Consider the following 19,154-nt stretch of genomic DNA (forward strand, 5'->3'; position numbering starts at 1 on the left):
ACACAACTAAGATAATAAGTTTTTAAAAAGGCATGTGATGCAAAAAATCCATTTTAGAGCTTTACAAAAAACTAAATTAAAAAAATATCCAAATTTACATTTTAAACAAGATTTTCAAATATTTAAAGAATGCTTTTATATTATTAAAAAATTAAAAGCAAAGAAAATTCTTATTTTTATTCCTTTAGCCTATGAGCCTAATTTGGTTAAATTTCGTCATTTACTCAGTAAAAAATGTATACTTTTTGTTCCGTTTATGCAAGATAAAAGTTTAAAAATTGTAAAATTAAGGCTACCTTTTATTAAAAAAAGGTTTGGAATATTAGAGCCTATGAATTCCTTTTTAGAGACTAAAATTGATCTAGCTATTGTCCCAGTTATTGGAATAGATAAGAATTTAAAAAGAATAGGACATGGGCAAGGTTTTTATGATAGATTTTTTGCAAATTTACATTATAAACCTAATATAATTTTTACTCAAAGTATTCATGCTTTGAGTGAGAAAAAAATCACTCAAAATCATGATATTATGGGTGAATTTTATATCAATCCTTATAGAAAATATTATAGGAAAGAAAACAAAAATGATAGAGTTAATAATCGCATTTGTATCCGCTATAATAGGCATCGCAATAGGATACCTAATTGTTAAAAAAATCAACGATGCTAAATATGAAATTTTTGTTGAGCAAGCTAAAGCAAGGGCAAGAGCTATAGAACACGAAGCTGAGCTTACTCTTAAAGATGCTAAAAATTCTATACTTAATGCAGAACTTGAGGCAAAGAAAAAATATGAAGATAAAATTCACAAAATTCAAAGAGATTATAATCATAAATTTGATGAGTTATCCAAAAAAGAACAAAAACTTCAAATTCAAGAAGAAAAAAACAAAGAAAATGAAGAAAAACTCACTCATACTAAAAGACAAATTCAAGATTTGTATTTAGATGCTGAAAAAGTAAAAGCTCAATATGAATCAAAACTTCATAATCTACTTAATATTTTAGAATGCTCTGCTGGATTAACTCAAGATGAAGCACGTGAAATTATTTTAAAAAAAGTTGAAGAAACCTCAAGGAGTCAAATCGCACATATAGTGAGAAAATACGAAGAAGAAGCTAAAAATGAGGCTAAGCGAAGAGCTAATTATATCCTAGCTCAGGCAACTTCTCGTTTTGCAGGAGAATTCGCCGCTGAAAGACTTATTAATGTGATTAATATTAAAAGTGATGAGTTAAAAGGGCGTATTATAGGCAAAGAAGGACGCAATGTAAAAACTTTAGAAATGGTTTTAGGGGTTGATATTATTATCGATGATACACCAGGAGCCATTATAGTAAGTTGTTTTAATCTTTATCGTCGTGCAATTGCAACAAAGGTAATAGAATTGCTTGTCCAAGATGGAAGAATTCAACCTGCGCGCATAGAAGAGGTTTATGATAAGGTATGTCAAGAATTTGATAACGCTATTTTAGAAGAAGGTCAAACTATAGTTATGGATTTGGGTCTAAGTAAGGTTCATCCAGAAATTGTTAAATTAATTGGCAAACTCAAATATCGTGCAAGTTATGGACAAAATGCCTTGGCACATTCTTTAGAAGTAGCTCATCTAGCAGGAATCATTGCAGCTGAATGCGGGGGTGATGAAAATTTAGCTAGAAGAGCTGGAATTTTACATGATATTGGAAAGGCTTTAACACATGATTATGAAGGCTCACATGTTGATTTAGGTGGTGAACTTTGCAAACGTTATCAAGAACACCCTGCTGTAATTAATGCTATTTATGCTCATCATGGACATGAAGAAGCAACAAGTATTGAAGCTGCTGCTGTATGCGCTGCTGATACTTTAAGCGCAGCAAGACCAGGTGCAAGACGAGAAGTTTTAGAAGCTTTCTTAAAAAGAGTAACAGAATTAGAAGATATTGCTAAAAGCAAAGAAGGAATTAAAAATGCTTATGCTATTAATGCAGGTAGAGAAATTCGCGTCATTGCTAATGCGAGATTAATTAATGATGATGAAAGTGTTCTATTAGCCAAAGAAATTGCTAATGAAATTCAAGAAAAAATGCAATATCCTGGAGAAATTAAAGTTAATGTTATACGGGAATTAAGATCTATAGAATATGCTAGATAAGGACTTATAATGCAAGATATGGTTAATACCTTAATTCAATATGGTTATATAGTCCTATTTTTTTATTCTTTAGGCGGTGGTATGGTTGGAATTTTAGCCGCTGGAATACTTTGTTCTCAAGGAAAAATGGAAATTAGCTTATGTATTTTTTTAGCTTTTTTTGGAAATACCTTAGGATCTACTTTATTATTTATACTTGGAAAATATTATAAAAAAGATATAATGCCCTATTTTAAAAATCATCGACGAAAACTCGCATTAGCAACAATGAAAATTAAACAATATGGTATTATTTTACTTATCGTACAAAAATTTATTTACGGATTAAAAACTTTCATACCTATAGCAGCTGGGATAGCAAAATACAATTTTGTAAAATTTTCACTCATTAACGCTTTTGCGAGTTTAATCTGGTCGATTATCTTAGGTTTAGCAGCTTATATTTTTGGCCATATTATTGAAAAAATCTTTACCCAATTAGGGGAATATCCTTATATTGCTCCTCTTTTTTTACTGATATTAGTTGGAATTATTTGGTTTTATTTGACTAAATTTTCTAAAAAATAATGCTTTGTCGAAATTCTTTTTTTAATAATTTTAAAGAATTTCGCTATATATTTTTATTTGGAATCATCATTTTTATTTTTAATATAATTTTACAATACTATAATTTTTCATTGTTTAAAAAAAATAAACACTATTTTATAGAAAATGCTATTCTCTTGCAAAATTATATAAAATATAATAAAAAGAATAAAAAATATTGGATTTTAAAAATACAAACAAAAGATTTTATTTTTTATACAACAAGCTTTAAAGATTTAAATTTAAGCAATAACCAACTTTTAAATTTAAAAATCATTACCAAAAATATCAATTTTAAAGATTATCTTAGCCAAATTTTTTATGCACCTAGTTACGATCTTGAAAAATTAGGAATAAAAGAGAATAATGCTGTTATTTCTTATTTTTTAAATCAACATAAAAATGAAAAAATTCGTGAATTTTATGGTGCGTTATTTTTTGCATTGCCTATATCTAAAGATCTAAGAAATGATGTCAATCATTATGGAATTGCTCATTTAATAGCCATTAGTGGATATCATATTGGTCTTATTTTTAGTTTAATATTTTTTATTATAGCTCCAATTTATAGCTTTTTTCAAAAAAAATATTTTCCCTATAGAAATTTGCGCTTTGATTTAAGTATTTTAATTTTTATTTTACTTTTTTTATACACTTGTCTTATTGGCCTTGTTCCTTCTTATATACGTTCTCTAGTTATGGCCATTTTTGGATTTTATCTTATTTGTAAAAATATTAAAGTTCTTAATTTTATTACACTTTTTACAAGCGTTTTTATTTGCATTTGTTGCTTTCCTAAACTTTTATTTAGCATAGGATTCTTATTTTCTATTATGGGAGTTTTTTATATTTTTTTATATTTACACCATTTTTCAAAATCTTTTAATACTTTTTTCAATGTGCTTTTCTTAAATATATGGACTTTCCTTGCTATGACTTTACCTGTTATTTATTTTTTTCCATTAATTAGCTTTCAACAATTTCTATCTATATTTTTAAGTGCTATTTTTGTAATATTTTATCCTTTGACTCTAGTTTTACATTTTATTAACTTTGGTAATATATTTGATGCTGTATTAAAAGAATTTTTTGATTTTAAATTGTATGCAAGCAATGTTCAAATTCCACTTTGGATCTTTATAAGCTATATTATAGCTTCGCTTTTATCGATTCGTTTTAAATTATTAGCTCTTTTTTGTATTTTTTCTAATCTTCTTCCCTTCATTATCATTATGATTTAAAAAGAAATAAATCTTAAGTCCAAAAAGATAAATAATCCAAGAAATATAAATCCAAATAAAGAAAAAAAGTATAGTAGAAAATGATCCATAAACACTTGCATAAGTTTTATTATAAACCACATAATAAACAAATAAATTCTTTCCAATATACCAAATAGCACTCGCACTAAAAGATACAATAAATAAACTTTTCAAAGAACTTTTATGAACAGAACTTGAATAAGATATAAAAAATAAACCCCAAACAATTACAAAAGGTAAAATTTCAAAAAAATTAAATCCTATTTTATAATTGTCCAAAGTTTGCTGAATAAAACCAGAAATATAAAAACTAAGTCCAAGCCCTAAAGGAATGAGAGTTAATAAAGTCCAATAAGAACTAATACTTTGCCAAATTCCTTTTGGTTCGCTTTTAGTTATACGATTAATAACAAAATCATAACCGGAAAAGAAGGCTAAAGAAGTAAAAGTCATTGCTATAAGACCTACTATACCTAAATTAACACTATTTTTTAAAAAAGTATCCAAATAAGTAGCTACTATATCTTGCTGAGCAGGGATTAAAAAAGCAAAAATAACACGTTTAGCTTTTTCATAATATATTTTAAAACTTGAAATTTGAGTAAAAACAGAAAAACATATAAATAAAATTGGTATTAAAGAAAGTATGGTATAAAAACTAAGAGCAGCAGCATAATTTAAAATTTCTTTATCACGAATACTAAGTAAAATATTAAAAAATCTTTTCAAAATTTAACTCCTCTAAAGTCCCATTTTAAAAGGATTGAGTATATTATTTGGATCAAAAGCCTTTTTTATATTTCTCATCAAATTCATTTCAGCATTAGAAAATGCCAAATTCATAAATGATGCCTTTGAAATTCCTATACCATGCTCCCCACTTAAAGTCCCACCTAATTTAATCGTAAGTTTAAAAATCTCTTCTACGGCTAAATGTCCTTTTTTAACCTGATCTTGATCATTTTTATCTTTAATCATAACATTAGTATGGACATTACCATCACCTGCATGACCAAAACAAGGGATTTTAAAACCATATTTTTTTGAAATTTCATTAATTCCTTCTAACAAATCAGGAAGTTTTGACCTTGGAACAGTGATATCTTCATTTAATTTTAAATTTCCATACATAGCAATGCTTTGAGAGCAATTTTTCCTAGCAAACCATATATCTTTAGCCTCTTTTTCACTCTTAGCAATCTTAAATTCACTTGCATTTTCTTCTAAAAAATAATGTTTTATAATTTTTAAATCTTCATCAATAGATTCTTGAATATTTCCATCCACCTCAACAATTAAAATCGCTCCAGCATTTATAGGTAAACCTGTATTAAATTTATGTTCTACCGCTAAAATACTAAGATTATCTAAAAATTCCATTGAAGTAGGAGTAACACCACTTGCTAAAGTTTTAAAAACAGCATTCATAGCACTTTTTACACTTGAAAAAATTCCCATAGCTGTCTTTTTAAACTTAGGCAAGGCGATCAATTTTAATGTTAACTCACTAAAAACCGCCAAAGAACCTTCGCTAGCAATTAAAATTCCAGCTAAGTTATAACCTGCAACATCTTTTACAGTCCGTTTACCTGCAGAAATTATTTCTCCATTAGGTAAAACTGCTCTTAGGGCTAAAACATAATCTTTTGTAATTCCATATTTTATTGCACGCATTCCACCAGCATTCTCACTTACATTACCTCCCAAACTTGAATGCTCCATGCTAGCAGGATCTGGTGGATAAAAAAGTCCGTATTTGGCAACTTCTTTTTGTAAGTGCATATTAATAACACCTGGTTGAACAATAGCAACTAAATTATCTAGATCAATTTCTAAAATTTTATTCATATGCTTTTCAAAAGCCAAAATTAAACCGCCATTAACAGCCAAAGAACCTCCACTCATACCTGTTCCAGCACCACGTGGGACAATGATAATACCCTTATCATTACAAAATTTTAGAATATTAGAAATATCTTCTTCATTCCTTGGAAAAAGCACACCATCGGGTAAATAATGGTTTTTAGTTGCATCATAACTATAAGCAATTTTATGCATTTGATCAAAATAAGCATTTTCACTACCTAAAAGTTTGATAAAATATTGCTTAAATTCTTCTCTCATTAATCTGCTAAAACCTTAGAAAAATCAATTAAAGCATTATAATACTGGTAATAATCATTTATTTTTTGTGCATTAAAATCAAAAAAATTAGTTCTATAACCATCTACACGAGAATAAAAAGGAATTTGTACACTAGATCCTTTTTTAATAGGAATTTCATAAAGTTCATTGAAATTTTGACAATCAATAATTTTAGCTTTATCTTCTAAAGCAAAAATTAAAATACCTACTGCATTATCTGCACAAAATTTTCTAAAATCACTACGTTTTGGAGCAACGGTAGAGCTTCTAATTAATTGTGCTCCAAAAATATCTATATGAGTAAAATAAATTTGAGGAAAATCTGATGCTAAATCATTATAAGTTTTTTCATCTGGAGCGATAATCATCCCTCTATCATAAAGAAAATTTAAAATTACCTCATCGCCAATTTGAGGTAAAACATTTGGTAAAGGTAAAGCTTTTTGCTTTAAATCTGAAAAAACACTAAATTCTAATTTTGCAAGGCCATTTTCTTTAGCAATCACATTTACTCTAGCGATAATACTTTTAGAATTTTTAAATTGCTGCAGCACAACCCCACTAGAATTGATTTGAATTTCTGGACTATCTTTGATATAACCATAAATATCATCTACTTTTAAAAGCTCAGTTTTAATAGGCTTTAAATTGAAATTTGCAGCAAATAAAGTAAAATTTAATGTTAAAAAAATTGCTATAAATCTAAGCAAACTTTGCTCCTTTAAAAAATAATTTTATGTAATTATATTCCTTTTTTGTTAAGCAATTGTAAGAAAAATAAAGTAAAATATAGATTTTAAATTTTTAAAATTCTACGAAAATCAAGGTTTTTTATGAGAAAAATTCTACTTTTATTTGTATTTGTTATCCAAAGTTTTGCTGCATTAAGTGTTGAAGAATTAACTTGGGATAATGGAGATACTTTGCTAAAATTTTTACAACGAAATTCCATTCCAATATCACTTTATTATGGACTTGATAAAGAAGATCAAGAGCTTGCTTCTGATATACTTTACAAAACAAGATATCAAATTTTAAAAGATGATAATAACAATATAGAACAAGTTTTAATCCCAATAAGCGATGATTTACAAATTCATATTTACAAAAATGAAAATAATCAATATGTATTAACTTTTACCCCAATTATCTATCAAATTGATAATAGAATATTACATTTAACAATTAAAAATTCAGCCTATCAAGATGTTTATGAAGAAAGCGGAAGTAGTACTTTAGCTCGCGCTATGGTTCGAGCTTTTAAAGGAATTAATTTCAGAAATATCCAAAAAGGGGATGAAATAACGCTTTATTATGAGCAAAAAAGACGTATGGGAAAGCTATGGGGCGATATTACAATTAAAATGGCTACAGTAGAAATTAACAAAAATATTCAAGAAGTTTTCTTTTATAATGATACTTTTTACGATCGTAAAGGCAGAGAATTGGATAATTTCTTGCTTACAAAACCTGTTAATTATATAAGAATTTCCTCTCCTTTTAGTACTGCAAGATATCATCCTATACTTAAACGCTACCGTGCTCATCTTGGTATAGATTATGCTGCACCTACTGGAACACCTGTTAAAAGTGCTGGAAAAGGAACAATCATTTTTGTTGGAACAAAAGGTGGATATGGAAATGTTGTGCAAGTAAAACATGAAGGAGGATACACGACTTTATATGCACATTTAAGTCGTTTTGCCAAAATAAAAACAGGTCAAAGGGTTAATCAAGGTCAAATTATTGCTTATGTAGGATCAACAGGAATGAGCACAGGCCCTCATTTACATTTTGGAGTATATCTTAACAATAAAGCTATCAATCCAGCATCAGTTGTAAAAATCGCAAAGTCTGAGTTAAAAGGAAAGCAAAAAGAAGAATTTGAAAATACAATAGCTCAATATGAAAGAACGGTTAAAGCGGCCTTAAAAAACCATGAACCAAATCCTCCAAAAGAAGAAGATTTTGAAAATTATATAGAATTAAATTAATTACTAAGTAAAGCTTTATCTTTAGCTTCTATTAAAGAATTTAAAAGAGCGATTAGCTCTTCCTTCTCCTTAGGTTCTATTTCGTTAAAAGCTGTATTAACAAGCTGATTAATTAAAATTTCATTACATAAATCCAAATCACCAAATTCTCTAGCCTTTTGTATTATCTTTAAAACTCTTAAATCTTTTTTTTCATACATTATCAATCCTTTAAATAAATCACACTTACAAAACGTTTTTGTGTTTTATTTCTACGATAAGAAAAAAAATCTTTATTTTCAAAACTACAGATTTCAGAGTCTAAAATATGATTTATATTTAACTCTTTAGCTTGAAATTTTATTAAAGATTTTAAATCCAGTCGATTATCTAATAAAAAATCTCTAAAATTTTCTTTTGCAAAATTTAAAATATCTCCATTAATTTCATAATCTTTCCAACAAATACTTGGCATTATAAAAAGATGAAATTTGGTTTTATCTAAATTTGGATTTTCTAAAATAATCTTTTCTATACATTTTTTTAAAATATTGTCAAAGCTTCCTTTTCTACCAGAATGCAAGGCTGCTATAATGCCATCTTCATGGTATAGCAACAAAGGTAAGCAATCAGCACTTAAAACACAAAGTGCTGTATTTTTTTTCTTAGTAATCAAACCATCGCAAGTAAGATTTTTTAAATTTATATCATAATTTTGCACCAAATTAGAATGAATTTGATCCATAAACACACATTCTAAAATACCTTTAAAACCTAAATGAGAAAATAAATTTTCCTTAAAAGAATTGGCTTTAAAAATATTATAATCTTGATCATAAGCACAAAAAACACTTATTTTTTCATTATCTAATAAAGATATGAAATTTTGTCTATCTCTTTCCATGATATTTCCTTAGTATCTTTTAATTGTGCATGTATATATCTAGCAAGCAAATCAGTTTCAATATTGATTTTTCTACCTATTTTATAATTTTTAAAAAGAGTTTCTTTAAAAGTAATAGGGATAATAGTCAATCTGATTTGATTCTCAAAAATTTCATTAATTGTTAAACTAACCCCATCAATACCTATACTACCCTTAGAAGCAACAAATTTCATCGCATCTTTAGGCAAAGAAATAAAAAAATCCACTCCATTTTCATCTTTGTCAATTTTTTCAAGTGTCCCAATAAAGTCAATATGTCCTTGCATTAAATGCCCATCAATTCTATCTCCAAACCTTAAAGCTGGCTCTATATGAACACTTTCTTTTAAATTTTGTACCGCTATGTGTAAACGACTTTCATGAGAAAGTTCAACATCAAAACCATCATGGTAAATTTTTGTTACACTTAAACAAGCCCCATTAACAGCTATACTATCTCCTAAACTGGGCTTATATTGTGCTTTTAATCTTAAAGTATTATTCTGATAAGATACAACTTGTGCGATTTCTCTTATAAGACCATTAAACATTAAATTTCCTTAAAATATCTTATTTAATATCTTATTAATTGCTTTATCAACTTTTTTATTTTTATCTGTATCTTTAGCATCATTATTCTTTACATCAAATATATTTTTTACAGAATCAACAACACTACTTGCATCTAATTTTATTTTAGGATTATCTGTTGTTCCTGCAATATTTCCTTTAAAATCAACCTTATCAATTTTAGCATTAAAAGGAAGATTTAAAACACCACTTTTTGAATTTAATTCTCCTGAATTTATAAGAATACTGGCATTATCAGCTTGCATATTTAAATTTAATTTTATATTTTCCTTGTTAATTGATGCTTTTGCATTTGCTGTATGGAAAATTTCTTGAGTAAAATCTTTAAAAGTTAAAACTTTTAATGCTGTAGTAATAGCATTTGGCTTAAGTTTTCCTTCTTTGATATCTAAATTTACCTCGCCTTGCTCATTTGATATATTATAATTTGCTTTTACATTGGCCTTACCCTGATAAACATCTATAACACCTATTCCTTGAGCCAAAGTATCTAAATCTACATTATTTAAATCAGCATTAATGATATTATTTTTTAAAATTGCATTTAAAGTTCCATTAAATAAATTTTTACTCATAATATCAAAATTTAAAGTTTTATCATAACCAATATTCCCATTAAAACTTGCAGAACCTTTAAGTTTTCTATCTAACAAAAACCCTAATTTAGAAAAATCATTAACATCTAAAATAAAATTAGACTGTAAATTCATTTTATTAATATCAAAGCTACCTTTTAAATGCGTAAGATTAGCTAAAGTAGAATTTAAAATATTTTCAAATTGAGCAACATTATTTTTTAAAACTATATTTGAACTCAAATCATAATTTACATTGTTTGGAAATTTTTTATTTAAAATTTTACTTAAAACAACAGAATTTAAAATACCTTTAGCTTTTAAATTTAGGTTACCATTTAAATCTTTAAAATCGACATTATCCAAATGTGCTTTTGCATTGATATCTCCACTTGCATAATTTGGCATACCTGTAATTACCAAAAGCTTTGAAAGATCAAGTTTGTTAATATCTAAATCTAATTTTTTACCATCAGAATTCGCCCTTATGATCCCATTGGCAATATTTGCATCTGCACTTAAATTTTTTATCTGAGATCCTATAATATGAGCTTTTGCATTTAATTCTGCATTACCTTGCAATTTTTGTCCTGCAATAGCACTAAACTGAGATAAATCATCAATAAAAGAATTTAAATCTGTGTTTAATTCTTTATTTTTTAAATTATAAGTTCCAGATAATTTTTTAATATTCAATAAATTTGAAGCCAAAATAGCATTATAGGTGATATTATTATTCTTAGCAAGAGCTTTTGCATTTAGACTAAAAGTTGTATTAGGAAGTTCTATATGTGCAATTTTTTTAAGTTCTTGAGTATTTATTTTTGCATTATTAATTTTTGCTTCAGCATTAAAATTTGCAAAATCAAGCCCCATGCTATTTAAATTAGCATTTAAACTACCATTAATCAAGCTACCGTATCCAGCAATAGCTAAAATTTTTCCTAAATCTGCATTATCAATTTGAGCAAGCAATTGATTATTTTTTAAACTAGCTTTAATCTCACCACCTAACCCTATAATATTAGCATTTAAAGTTTTTAAAACATTATTAGCCAAACTTAAATCGCCTATAGTTTGCAAATCTCCATTTAGTTTTGTCTTGGTTAGTTTTTCAAGTTTAGCTAGACTAGGAATTTTTAAATCAAAATCTGTAAAAAGAGTATTATTAGTTAAATCATATAAAGTTTTTTGAGTTTGCAAATTTATATAATCATTGTAAATTTTACTTATAGCATAAATTTTATCTTCTTTTATATTTGCTAAAATTTGAGCTTTTAAATTTGAATTATCAGGCAAATCTATTCCGAATTCTTTTTTAATCATTGCATAGTTTATATAATTATTATCAAGTTTTATTATAATATTTCCATCAGGCTTTAAATCTTTAGCGTTAATTTTACTTGCTATATCTAAAGTTCCTTTTGCTAAATTTGCTTGACCAAAAAGCTCTAGCAATTCTGAAATTTGTATACCCTGAGCGCTTAAATTTAAGACTATAGGAGAATAATCATAAATACGAGTATTTAATAAAATGTCAGATCCAAATAAATAACCCTTACCGTTAGCAATAAAATCACTTGCCTTACCTTGAATTTTTCCTCCAAAAGTTAAATTTTCCTTTAAATTTAAACCTGAATTTTGAACATAATTTTTATTCAATTTAATGATATAATCAAGATCAAATCCTAATTTAAAAAGATTTAATTTTCCATACAAATCAAAATCAATCATATTGGCTAATTTAAGCTGGAAATCAACACTAGAAAAACGAAGTTTAAAGCGCGTAATATTTGCATCAAATCCAGTGCTTTCTTTGATTTTATTTTGAGCTATATTAGCAATAATATTATTGCCAAAACCTGTAAATAATATCATATAAAAAGCTATCACAAGCACCGCAATCAAAATAAATATCGTATAGAAAATTTTTTTCATTTTTTATCCTTGCAAGTTAATTTATAAAAAAACTTTAGTCAATTTAACTAAAGATATATAAATATTTTTACTAAAAGTATTGACAAAATTCATTTTTTATAGTATGATTTTATCACTCTAAATTAAAGAGTGCTAGAAATCAATATTATATTTAAGGATGGACAAAATGAATTTTCAACCTTTAGGAAAACGTGTTTTAATCAAACGCGTAGAAGAAACCAAAACAACATCTTCAGGTATAATTATACCAGATAATGCTAAAGAAAAACCACTAATGGGAGAGGTAATTGCAGTAAGCAAAGAAATAAACGATGTATCAAGTGGTGATAAAATTATGTTTTCCAAATATGGTGGAACTGAAATTAAACTTGACAATGATGAATATCTAGTACTAAATATAGATGATATTTTAGGAATTTTAAAATAATTTTATAAAAAAGGATCAATAATGGCAAAAGAAATTATTTTTTCAGACGAAGCAAGAAATAAACTTTATGAGGGTGTTAAAAAATTAAATGACGCCGTAAAAGTAACTATGGGACCAAGAGGTCGTAATGTTTTAATCCAAAAAAGCTTTGGTGCTCCAACAATCACAAAAGATGGTGTTAGTGTTGCTAAAGAAGTTGAATTAAAAGATTCTTTAGAAAATATGGGTGCTTCTTTAGTAAGAGAAGTAGCAAGTAAAACAGCTGATCAAGCAGGAGATGGAACAACCACCGCAACTGTTTTAGCTCATGCTATTTTCAAAGAAGGCTTAAGAAATATTACTGCAGGAGCCAATCCTATCGAAGTTAAACGCGGTATGGATAAAGCTTGTGAAGCTATCATAGCTGAACTTAAAAAACTTTCTCGCGAAGTTAAAGATAAAAAAGAAATAGCTCAAGTTGCTACTATTTCGGCAAATTCTGATGAAAAAATTGGAAATTTAATTGCTGATGCTATGGAAAAAGTAGGCAAAGATGGTGTTATAACTGTTGAAGAAGCTAAGTCAATTAATGATGAGTTAAATGTTGTTGAAGGTATGCAATTTGATAGAGGATATTTAAGCCCTTATTTTATTACAAATGCCGATAAAATGTTAGTTGAGCTTTCAAATCCTTATATTTTACTTTATGATAAAAAAATATCAAGCTTAAAAGATTTGTTACCAATTTTAGAACAAATCCAAAAAACAGGTAAACCGCTTTTAATTGTTGCTGAAGATATTGAAGGTGAAGCACTTGCAACTTTGGTTGTTAATAAATTAAGAGGTGTTTTAAATATTTCAGCAGTAAAAGCACCTGGTTTTGGTGATAGAAGAAAAGCTATGCTTGAAGATATTGCTATTTTAACCGGTGGGGAAGTAATTTCTGAAGAACTTGGAAGAACTTTAGAAAGTGCAACTTTGGAAGATTTAGGACAAGCTTCAAGCATAATTATTGATAAAGATAATACAACTATTGTAAATGGTGTCGGTGAAAAAGCAAGTATTGATGCAAGAATTAATCAAATCAAAGCTCAAATTGCTGAAACAACAAGTGATTATGATAAAGAAAAATTACAAGAAAGACTTGCAAAATTAAGTGGTGGTGTAGCTTTGATCAAAGTTGGAGCAGCAACTGAAACTGAAATGAAAGAGAAAAAAGATCGTGTTGATGATGCTTTAAGTGCAACAAAAGCTGCTGTTGAAGAAGGTATAGTAATAGGTGGCGGTGCTGCACTCATTAAAGCAAAATCAAAAATCAAGTTAGATCTTAAAGGTGATGAAGCTATTGGTGCTGCAATAGTAGAAAGGGCTTTAAGAGCACCTTTAAAACAAATTGCTGAAAATGCTGGTTTTGATGCGGGCGTCGTTGTTAATACTGTAGAAAATACAAAAGATGAAAACACAGGTTTTGATGCTGCTAAAGGCGAATACGTAGATATGTTTGCTTCTGGTATTATTGATCCTGTTAAAGTAGAAAGAGTTGCTTTGCTTAATGCGGTATCTGTAGCAAGCATGCTTTTAACAACTGAAGCTACTATCAGTGAAATTAAAGAAGATAAACCTGCTATGCCTGATATGAGTGGTATGGGTGGAATGGGAGGTATGGGTGGAATGATGTAATTTTTCACCTAAGCTAAAATCAAGTCAGTATTCTGACTTGATTTTTCTTACCAAATTAATTTAAAAGTACTACCCTCATTTTCTGTAGATTCACATATAATTTTTATATTATTATCATAACAAATCTTTTTTACTAAAGATAATCCTATGCCAAACCCTCCTTGATCTTTATTAAATCTTACATAACGATCAAAAATAAATTTTAAATTTTCTTTTGAAATACCACAACCTGTATCAGCAATACTTAAAAAATTTTCTTTCAACTTTATAAAAATAGTTCCATTTTTCTTATTATATTTAATGGCATTACTTAAAAGATTATCTAAAAGTTTTGAAATTTGATTTTTAGCGGCAAAAATTATAATATCATTATCTAATTTAAGATCTAAATTTATTTTCTTTTGTTCAAAAAATAGTTTAAAATATTCTATCCTTTCTTCAAGTAAATTTTTTAAATTAAATTCTTCTTTTTCGCTTTCTAAGGTATTAGGGAAATTATAAAAAACTAAATCAGAATATATCTGAGATAAACTTTTTGCTGCAATTTTTATACGCTTAAATTTATTATTATCCAAATTTTGTCGTTCAAGTTGCTCTATACTCATCAAAATAACACTTAAAGGTGTATTTAATTCATGCGTAGAATCTTTAATAAATCTATTTAAAACAGTAATTTTATCTTCTAATGGCCTTAAAGCAATTTTAACCAATACATAAGCAATAAGCCCTAAAGCAAAAAAAGCTAAAAAAGAAAAACTAAAAACTTTAACTCTGATCCAAAAAAGTTCTTTGCTAACATCTTCTCCTTGGATTAAAATCTTTAAACCATCCTCTTGAGCCAAATCTTCATTTCTTGAATATTTTAAATAATATAAATCTGTACTCATGGGAAAAATAAAAAATACCTTTCCATTGTAAATTCCTCTACCCTTAAATTCAATTTTTACCTTTCTAAAATCAAAATTTAAATTATTAAAAATGGCATGATTACTGTCAAAAATTGCAAAATTTAATCCTGAACTTTCTGCTATATTTTTGGCACTTGTAGCAATTGGGGTAAAACGAGAATTGATAATATTAATCACAATATTTCTATGAATATCTCTTAAAGAACCACTCCTTAAAATTACCAATTCTTCATATAATTTTTGATACCAAATAATAAAAAAGAAAGCTAGAAAAAAACCCGTAGTTGTAAGATAAATGAGTAAAATTTGTCTAATAACTTTCTTACTCATAACGATAGCCTCTACCTCTTTGATTAATAATCTTTTCTTTACCTAATAATTTTCTTAAATTCTTAATATAAGCTCTTAAGCTAAGCTCACTTGGCTCCTCATTATAATCCCAAAGTTCTTCAAAAATCTTTTCTGTACTTAAAAAAATATTTTTATTTTTAAGTAATAAAGATAAAAGCTTAACTTCTTTGCTTGGCAAAGATAAAGGTTTTTCAAAAGAATAAAGAATTTGAGATGCAAAATTAAACTTAAAACCATTGCCTAAATCTTCAAAATCTTCATTTTTATGAGAAAAAGATCTTTTAAGTAAAGCTTTTATACGTATAGAAAGTTCAGCCAATTCAAAAGGCTTTTTTATATAATCATCACAACCTGAGCTAAAACCCTCTTTTAGATCATTGACTGTATTTAATGAAGTCATAAAAATAGCAGGTGTTTCTTTTCCACAATGACGCAAATCTTTAAGCAACGAAAAGCCATCACCCATTGGAACCTTAACATCTAAAATCCATAAATCAAAATACTTTTCATAGGCCAAATTTAAAGCTTCTTGAGCATCAACACAAACACAAACTTCATACCCTTCATCGCTTAAGAATTCTTCTATAATTTCACTTAAGCTTAAATCGTCTTCTAAAAGCAAAATTTTTGTTGCCATAATTTTAAATCTTTCCTAATAATTCTAAGCTCTTTTATATATTAATTATAACAAAATGCTTATTAATCCTTTAAATAAATTTTTATTTAAATTTTTTTATAATGCTTATTACAAAAAAATAATTTTTATTACATAGGATTAAAATGCTTCCAAAATGGATTAAGAAATATAGCGTCAATAATGCTAAAATTGATGATCAGCATAAAAAACTTTTTCAACTTGCGGCAAAAGTTGAGGCTATATCAGAAAAATCTGTAAGCAGAAATGATATAAAAGATCTTTTAAGTGAATTTTTTAATTATATGAAAGATCATTTTAGCGATGAAGAAAAATATATGCAACTAATTGATTATCCAGATTTGGAACAACATCGTAAAATACACAAAATGATTATTCAAGATATGATAAAAGCAATTAAAAATATTAAATCAACTAACGATCTTAAAGAAAAACTTTACACAATCACTAAACAATGGCTTTTAGAGCATATATTATGCGAAGATATGAAAGTTAAACAATGGAGGAATTCTTTATTAGCTACGGATAACAATAAAGATGTTGATTTTAAAGTAGAAGACAAAGAAAACAAGCTTCCGCAATTTTATCTTTATACTTGTGGCTGCTTAGGTAAATTTCATGATGTTCCTTGCAATATTCATCAAGAAATAATATCACAAGGGCATAATTTTACTTGTAAAATTTGCAAACAATCCATAAAATTTTACAAAGAATATTCTTAAATTTATAAATTTAAAAACTAACTTTAAAATAAAAATTTTTTAAAATAATCTAAAATAATTGTTTTATTTCTAATAATCAATAAAAGCTAAAAACACATAAAATAGAATATTAATTAAAAAATTGATTTCAATAAAATGAATATTTATTAAGTTAAATAAGAATGGCTCCGGATGTAGGATTCGAACCTACGACCAATCGGTTAACAGCCGACTACTCTACCGCTGAGCTAATCCGGATCAATTACCAAAGTTTTAAAAAATGTAATTATATTTAAAATTAATATCTTTGTCAAGATTTTTTATAAAAATATTTAAAAAATTTATTCTTTTACCATAATATTATTTAAATCTATAAAATAAAAATGATTTACCCCATCTTTATAATCATAATCAAGTTTCATATCATGAGCTCCTAAAATCGTATTAACAATATAAAGCCCCAATCCAAAACTTGATTTTTGTTTCGTTCCTTGAGTAAAAGCTTGAGTGTAGTATTCTAAAGTATTATTAAGCTCGGGTCCACAATTTTTAAAACATATATAATTATCCTTAATGCAAATTTCCACAAAACCATCCTGAGAATGTTTAATGCCATTATCAATCATATTTTTAATTGCAGTTGTAAAAAGTTTAAAATCTACATTAACAAAAAAACTCTCACCCATAAAAATACGTATATTGCTATCATCACGCATCGCTATTTCTTTAGCTTCATCTAAAACATCTAAAATATTATATTTTTTTCTATTGATAAAAGCAGCTCCAGAAGTTACTTGTTCTATTGCAGCAAATTCATTAATTAAAATTTCAAGTCTATTAAATATATTATCCAATCTTTCTTTATATTTATTATCTTCTAGCATCTCAAGAGTAATAAGTCCTTTTGTAATTGGAGTTTTTAACTCATGCATAATATTTCTTAGAAAAAATTGACGTGATTGATTAAGTTTTCGAATTTGTAAAATAGCTTGATAAAAAGCTTTACTTACTTGAGAAATTTCATCCGCTCCAGTGCTAACATCTTCAATATCGCTAAGCCTTCCTTCTGCAAATTTATCAATTTGTTTTTTTAATGCTTTCAAAGGCTTTAGTTTTTTAAAAATAAAAATATAAAGTAAAATCAATATACAAATAACAGCTACTGCAATTGCTTTTATAATAAAATATCTATAAGTTTGATAGTCTTGATCCTTGTAAAGATTTATTTTTCCATCATAAATAATATTTAAATAAACTTGATTATCATAAGATATTATTTCTATTAGGCCATTATTAACTTCAACTCGAGCAAGAATATCCCCGCTAAAAAGAATTTTACGAATTTCCTTTGGCCATACAACCTGTTGCATTTTATTATAATTTTTTGTCTGCTCCTCAAACTCTTTTTCATTAATAACTCCAGCAAAATACAAAAGTCTAGCATTTGCAATCAAAGAATATTTCGTATTTAACTCTCTTGTATAATTTTGCTGATCATATTCAATGAGCCATAAAAATCCTAAGATAACGCTAACTCCAGCAAAAATAAAAATAAAAGTGATGGTGTAAAAAATTGAAGATTTGTTCATTGAGTCAATTTATAACCTATTCCCCTAATAGAATGTATATATTTTGGTGTTTTAGGATCATCTCCCATTTTTTGACGAATTCGACTAATAATAACATCTATACTTTTATTACTAGAATCTTCACTGATAGAAGAACAATTATACACAAGCTCTTCCCTACTAACAACTCCACCTTCTTTTTTTATCAAATAACTTAAAATATCAAATTCAGCATTAGTTAAAATGAGCTCTTGACCTTTCATTGAAATTGTATGCTTATATTGATCATAAACAAGATCTTTAACACTTTTAGCAAGAGTGTTTTTTGTATTTGAAATTCTTCTTAAATGGCTTTTTATACGTGCTTGAAGCTCTTTAGGATTATAAGGTTTTGGCAAATAATCATCTGCACCAAGCTCCAAAGCATTAACCTTATCTGTTATATCATGTCTAGCACTTGAAATAATAATAGGGGTATCATATTTTTTACGAATTTCCTCACAAACTTCAAGCCCATCAAGTCCTGGCAAAGAAAGATCTAAAATAATTAATTGATATTCTTTTAAAGCAAGTTTTGAAAGTCCTATATAAGGCTCATGAGCTATATCAACTTTCATATCAAATTTTTCCAAGTATTCAGCAGTAATTTCAGCTAGTTCTAAATCATCTTCTATCATAAGAATATTTGTCATTATATTCCTTTTTACATTGATTTTAAAATATAATTTTAAACTAAAATTTATAACGAAAGGA

The 19,154-nt window shown here is 27.0% G+C and carries 19 protein-coding genes and 1 tRNA gene; 8 read left to right on the forward strand and 12 right to left on the reverse strand.

Features of this window, described 5'->3' with window-relative positions:
- Positions 1–37 precede the first annotated feature (37 nt).
- From ACD570_RS06335 to ACD570_RS06350, 4 genes are read left to right on the forward strand one after another with little or no spacing between them, the layout of a single operon-like run.
- On the forward strand, positions 38–652 hold the full coding sequence (locus ACD570_RS06335) for a 5-formyltetrahydrofolate cyclo-ligase (RefSeq protein ID WP_200282766.1): 615 nt from the start codon (positions 38–40) through the stop codon (positions 650–652).
- Positions 585–2,138, forward strand: a complete 1,554-nt coding sequence (gene rny, locus ACD570_RS06340) for a ribonuclease Y (RefSeq protein WP_239820481.1) — start codon at positions 585–587, stop codon at positions 2,136–2,138. Before ACD570_RS06335 ends, rny begins: the two co-directional genes overlap by 68 nt.
- A 9-nt stretch (positions 2,139–2,147) precedes the next feature.
- Positions 2,148–2,705 carry a DedA family protein gene (locus ACD570_RS06345; protein ID WP_200282772.1) on the forward strand — a complete coding sequence of 186 codons (558 nt, stop codon included), beginning with the start codon at positions 2,148–2,150 and terminating at the stop codon, positions 2,703–2,705.
- A complete protein-coding gene (locus ACD570_RS06350) occupies positions 2,705–3,964 on the forward strand; it encodes a ComEC/Rec2 family competence protein (protein WP_337207492.1) in 1,260 nt (419 codons plus the stop codon). Before ACD570_RS06345 ends, ACD570_RS06350 begins: the two co-directional genes overlap by 1 nt.
- Here ACD570_RS06350 and ACD570_RS06355 read toward each other — a convergent pair.
- From ACD570_RS06355 to ACD570_RS06365, 3 genes are read right to left on the reverse strand one after another with little or no spacing between them, the layout of a single operon-like run.
- Positions 3,908–4,714, reverse strand: a complete 807-nt coding sequence (locus ACD570_RS06355) for a YihY/virulence factor BrkB family protein (protein ID WP_200280289.1) — start codon at positions 4,712–4,714, stop codon at positions 3,908–3,910. The genes ACD570_RS06350 and ACD570_RS06355 overlap by 57 nt on opposite strands.
- 12 nt (positions 4,715–4,726) lie before the next feature.
- A complete protein-coding gene (locus ACD570_RS06360) occupies positions 4,727–6,109 on the reverse strand; it encodes an FAD-linked oxidase C-terminal domain-containing protein (protein ID WP_337207494.1) in 1,383 nt (460 codons plus the stop codon).
- Positions 6,109–6,840, reverse strand: a complete 732-nt coding sequence (locus tag ACD570_RS06365) for a plasminogen-binding N-terminal domain-containing protein (RefSeq protein WP_337207496.1) — start codon at positions 6,838–6,840, stop codon at positions 6,109–6,111. Before ACD570_RS06365 ends, ACD570_RS06360 begins: the two co-directional genes overlap by 1 nt.
- Before the next feature lie 123 nt (positions 6,841–6,963).
- Between ACD570_RS06365 and ACD570_RS06370 the strand changes: the two genes are divergently transcribed.
- Positions 6,964–8,124 carry a M23 family metallopeptidase gene (locus ACD570_RS06370; protein WP_200280280.1) on the forward strand — a complete coding sequence of 387 codons (1,161 nt, stop codon included), beginning with the start codon at positions 6,964–6,966 and terminating at the stop codon, positions 8,122–8,124.
- On the opposite strand, the gene ACD570_RS06375 is transcribed toward ACD570_RS06370, so the two are convergent.
- The 4 genes from ACD570_RS06375 to ACD570_RS06390 are packed head-to-tail and all read right to left on the reverse strand — an operon-like array spanning position 8,121 to position 12,132.
- Positions 8,121–8,324: a hypothetical protein gene (locus ACD570_RS06375; RefSeq protein ID WP_337209442.1), complete on the reverse strand. Its 204-nt coding sequence runs from the start codon at positions 8,322–8,324 to the stop codon at positions 8,121–8,123. The genes ACD570_RS06370 and ACD570_RS06375 overlap by 4 nt on opposite strands.
- A 2-nt stretch (positions 8,325–8,326) precedes the next feature.
- Complete coding sequence (locus tag ACD570_RS06380) at positions 8,327–9,007, reverse strand: polyphenol oxidase family protein (protein WP_200280274.1); 681 nt, start codon at positions 9,005–9,007, stop codon at positions 8,327–8,329.
- Positions 8,971–9,579: a riboflavin synthase gene (gene ribE / locus ACD570_RS06385; protein ID WP_200280271.1), complete on the reverse strand. Its 609-nt coding sequence runs from the start codon at positions 9,577–9,579 to the stop codon at positions 8,971–8,973. Before ribE ends, ACD570_RS06380 begins: the two co-directional genes overlap by 37 nt.
- Before the next feature lie 9 nt (positions 9,580–9,588).
- Complete coding sequence (locus tag ACD570_RS06390; protein ID WP_337207499.1) at positions 9,589–12,132, reverse strand: hypothetical protein; 2,544 nt, start codon at positions 12,130–12,132, stop codon at positions 9,589–9,591.
- A 166-nt stretch (positions 12,133–12,298) separates the two neighbouring features.
- Here ACD570_RS06390 and groES point away from each other — a divergent pair, with 166 nt between their 5' ends.
- Both groES and groL read left to right on the forward strand, forming a co-directional pair.
- Positions 12,299–12,559 carry a co-chaperone GroES gene (gene groES, locus ACD570_RS06395; protein WP_200280266.1) on the forward strand — a complete coding sequence of 87 codons (261 nt, stop codon included), beginning with the start codon at positions 12,299–12,301 and terminating at the stop codon, positions 12,557–12,559.
- 21 nt (positions 12,560–12,580) lie between these two features.
- Positions 12,581–14,218, forward strand: a complete 1,638-nt coding sequence (gene groL, locus ACD570_RS06400) for a chaperonin GroEL (protein WP_239820472.1) — start codon at positions 12,581–12,583, stop codon at positions 14,216–14,218.
- A 47-nt stretch (positions 14,219–14,265) separates the two neighbouring features.
- On the opposite strand, the gene ACD570_RS06405 is transcribed toward groL, so the two are convergent.
- Positions 14,266–15,456, reverse strand: a complete 1,191-nt coding sequence (locus ACD570_RS06405) for a HAMP domain-containing sensor histidine kinase (RefSeq protein WP_337209440.1) — start codon at positions 15,454–15,456, stop codon at positions 14,266–14,268.
- Entirely contained in the window at positions 15,449–16,114 is a 666-nt protein-coding gene (locus tag ACD570_RS06410) for a response regulator transcription factor (protein WP_337198554.1), read from the reverse strand. The genes ACD570_RS06405 and ACD570_RS06410 overlap by 8 nt, the downstream gene beginning before the upstream one ends.
- Before the next feature lie 143 nt (positions 16,115–16,257).
- Here ACD570_RS06410 and ACD570_RS06415 point away from each other — a divergent pair, with 143 nt between their 5' ends.
- Positions 16,258–16,854 (forward strand): bacteriohemerythrin, encoded by a 597-nt coding sequence (locus tag ACD570_RS06415; protein WP_337209439.1) that lies wholly within the window; start codon positions 16,258–16,260, stop codon positions 16,852–16,854.
- Positions 16,855–17,016: 162 nt separating this feature from the next.
- Here the strand turns inward: ACD570_RS06415 and ACD570_RS06420 are convergent.
- The 3 genes from ACD570_RS06420 to ACD570_RS06430 all read right to left on the reverse strand — a co-directional run bounded on the left by ACD570_RS06420 (position 17,017) and on the right by ACD570_RS06430 (position 19,093).
- A tRNA-Asn gene (locus ACD570_RS06420) sits at positions 17,017–17,091 on the reverse strand.
- Positions 17,092–17,174: 83 nt separating this feature from the next.
- Positions 17,175–18,422 (reverse strand): ArsS family sensor histidine kinase, encoded by a 1,248-nt coding sequence (locus tag ACD570_RS06425; protein WP_200280252.1) that lies wholly within the window; start codon positions 18,420–18,422, stop codon positions 17,175–17,177.
- Positions 18,419–19,093 (reverse strand): response regulator transcription factor, encoded by a 675-nt coding sequence (locus ACD570_RS06430; RefSeq protein WP_200280249.1) that lies wholly within the window; start codon positions 19,091–19,093, stop codon positions 18,419–18,421. The genes ACD570_RS06425 and ACD570_RS06430 overlap by 4 nt, the downstream gene beginning before the upstream one ends.
- Positions 19,094–19,154 lie beyond the last annotated feature (61 nt).

The organism is Campylobacter sp. LH-2024, assembly GCF_048270605.1.
Classification (GTDB): domain Bacteria; phylum Campylobacterota; class Campylobacteria; order Campylobacterales; family Campylobacteraceae; genus Campylobacter_D; species Campylobacter_D molothri.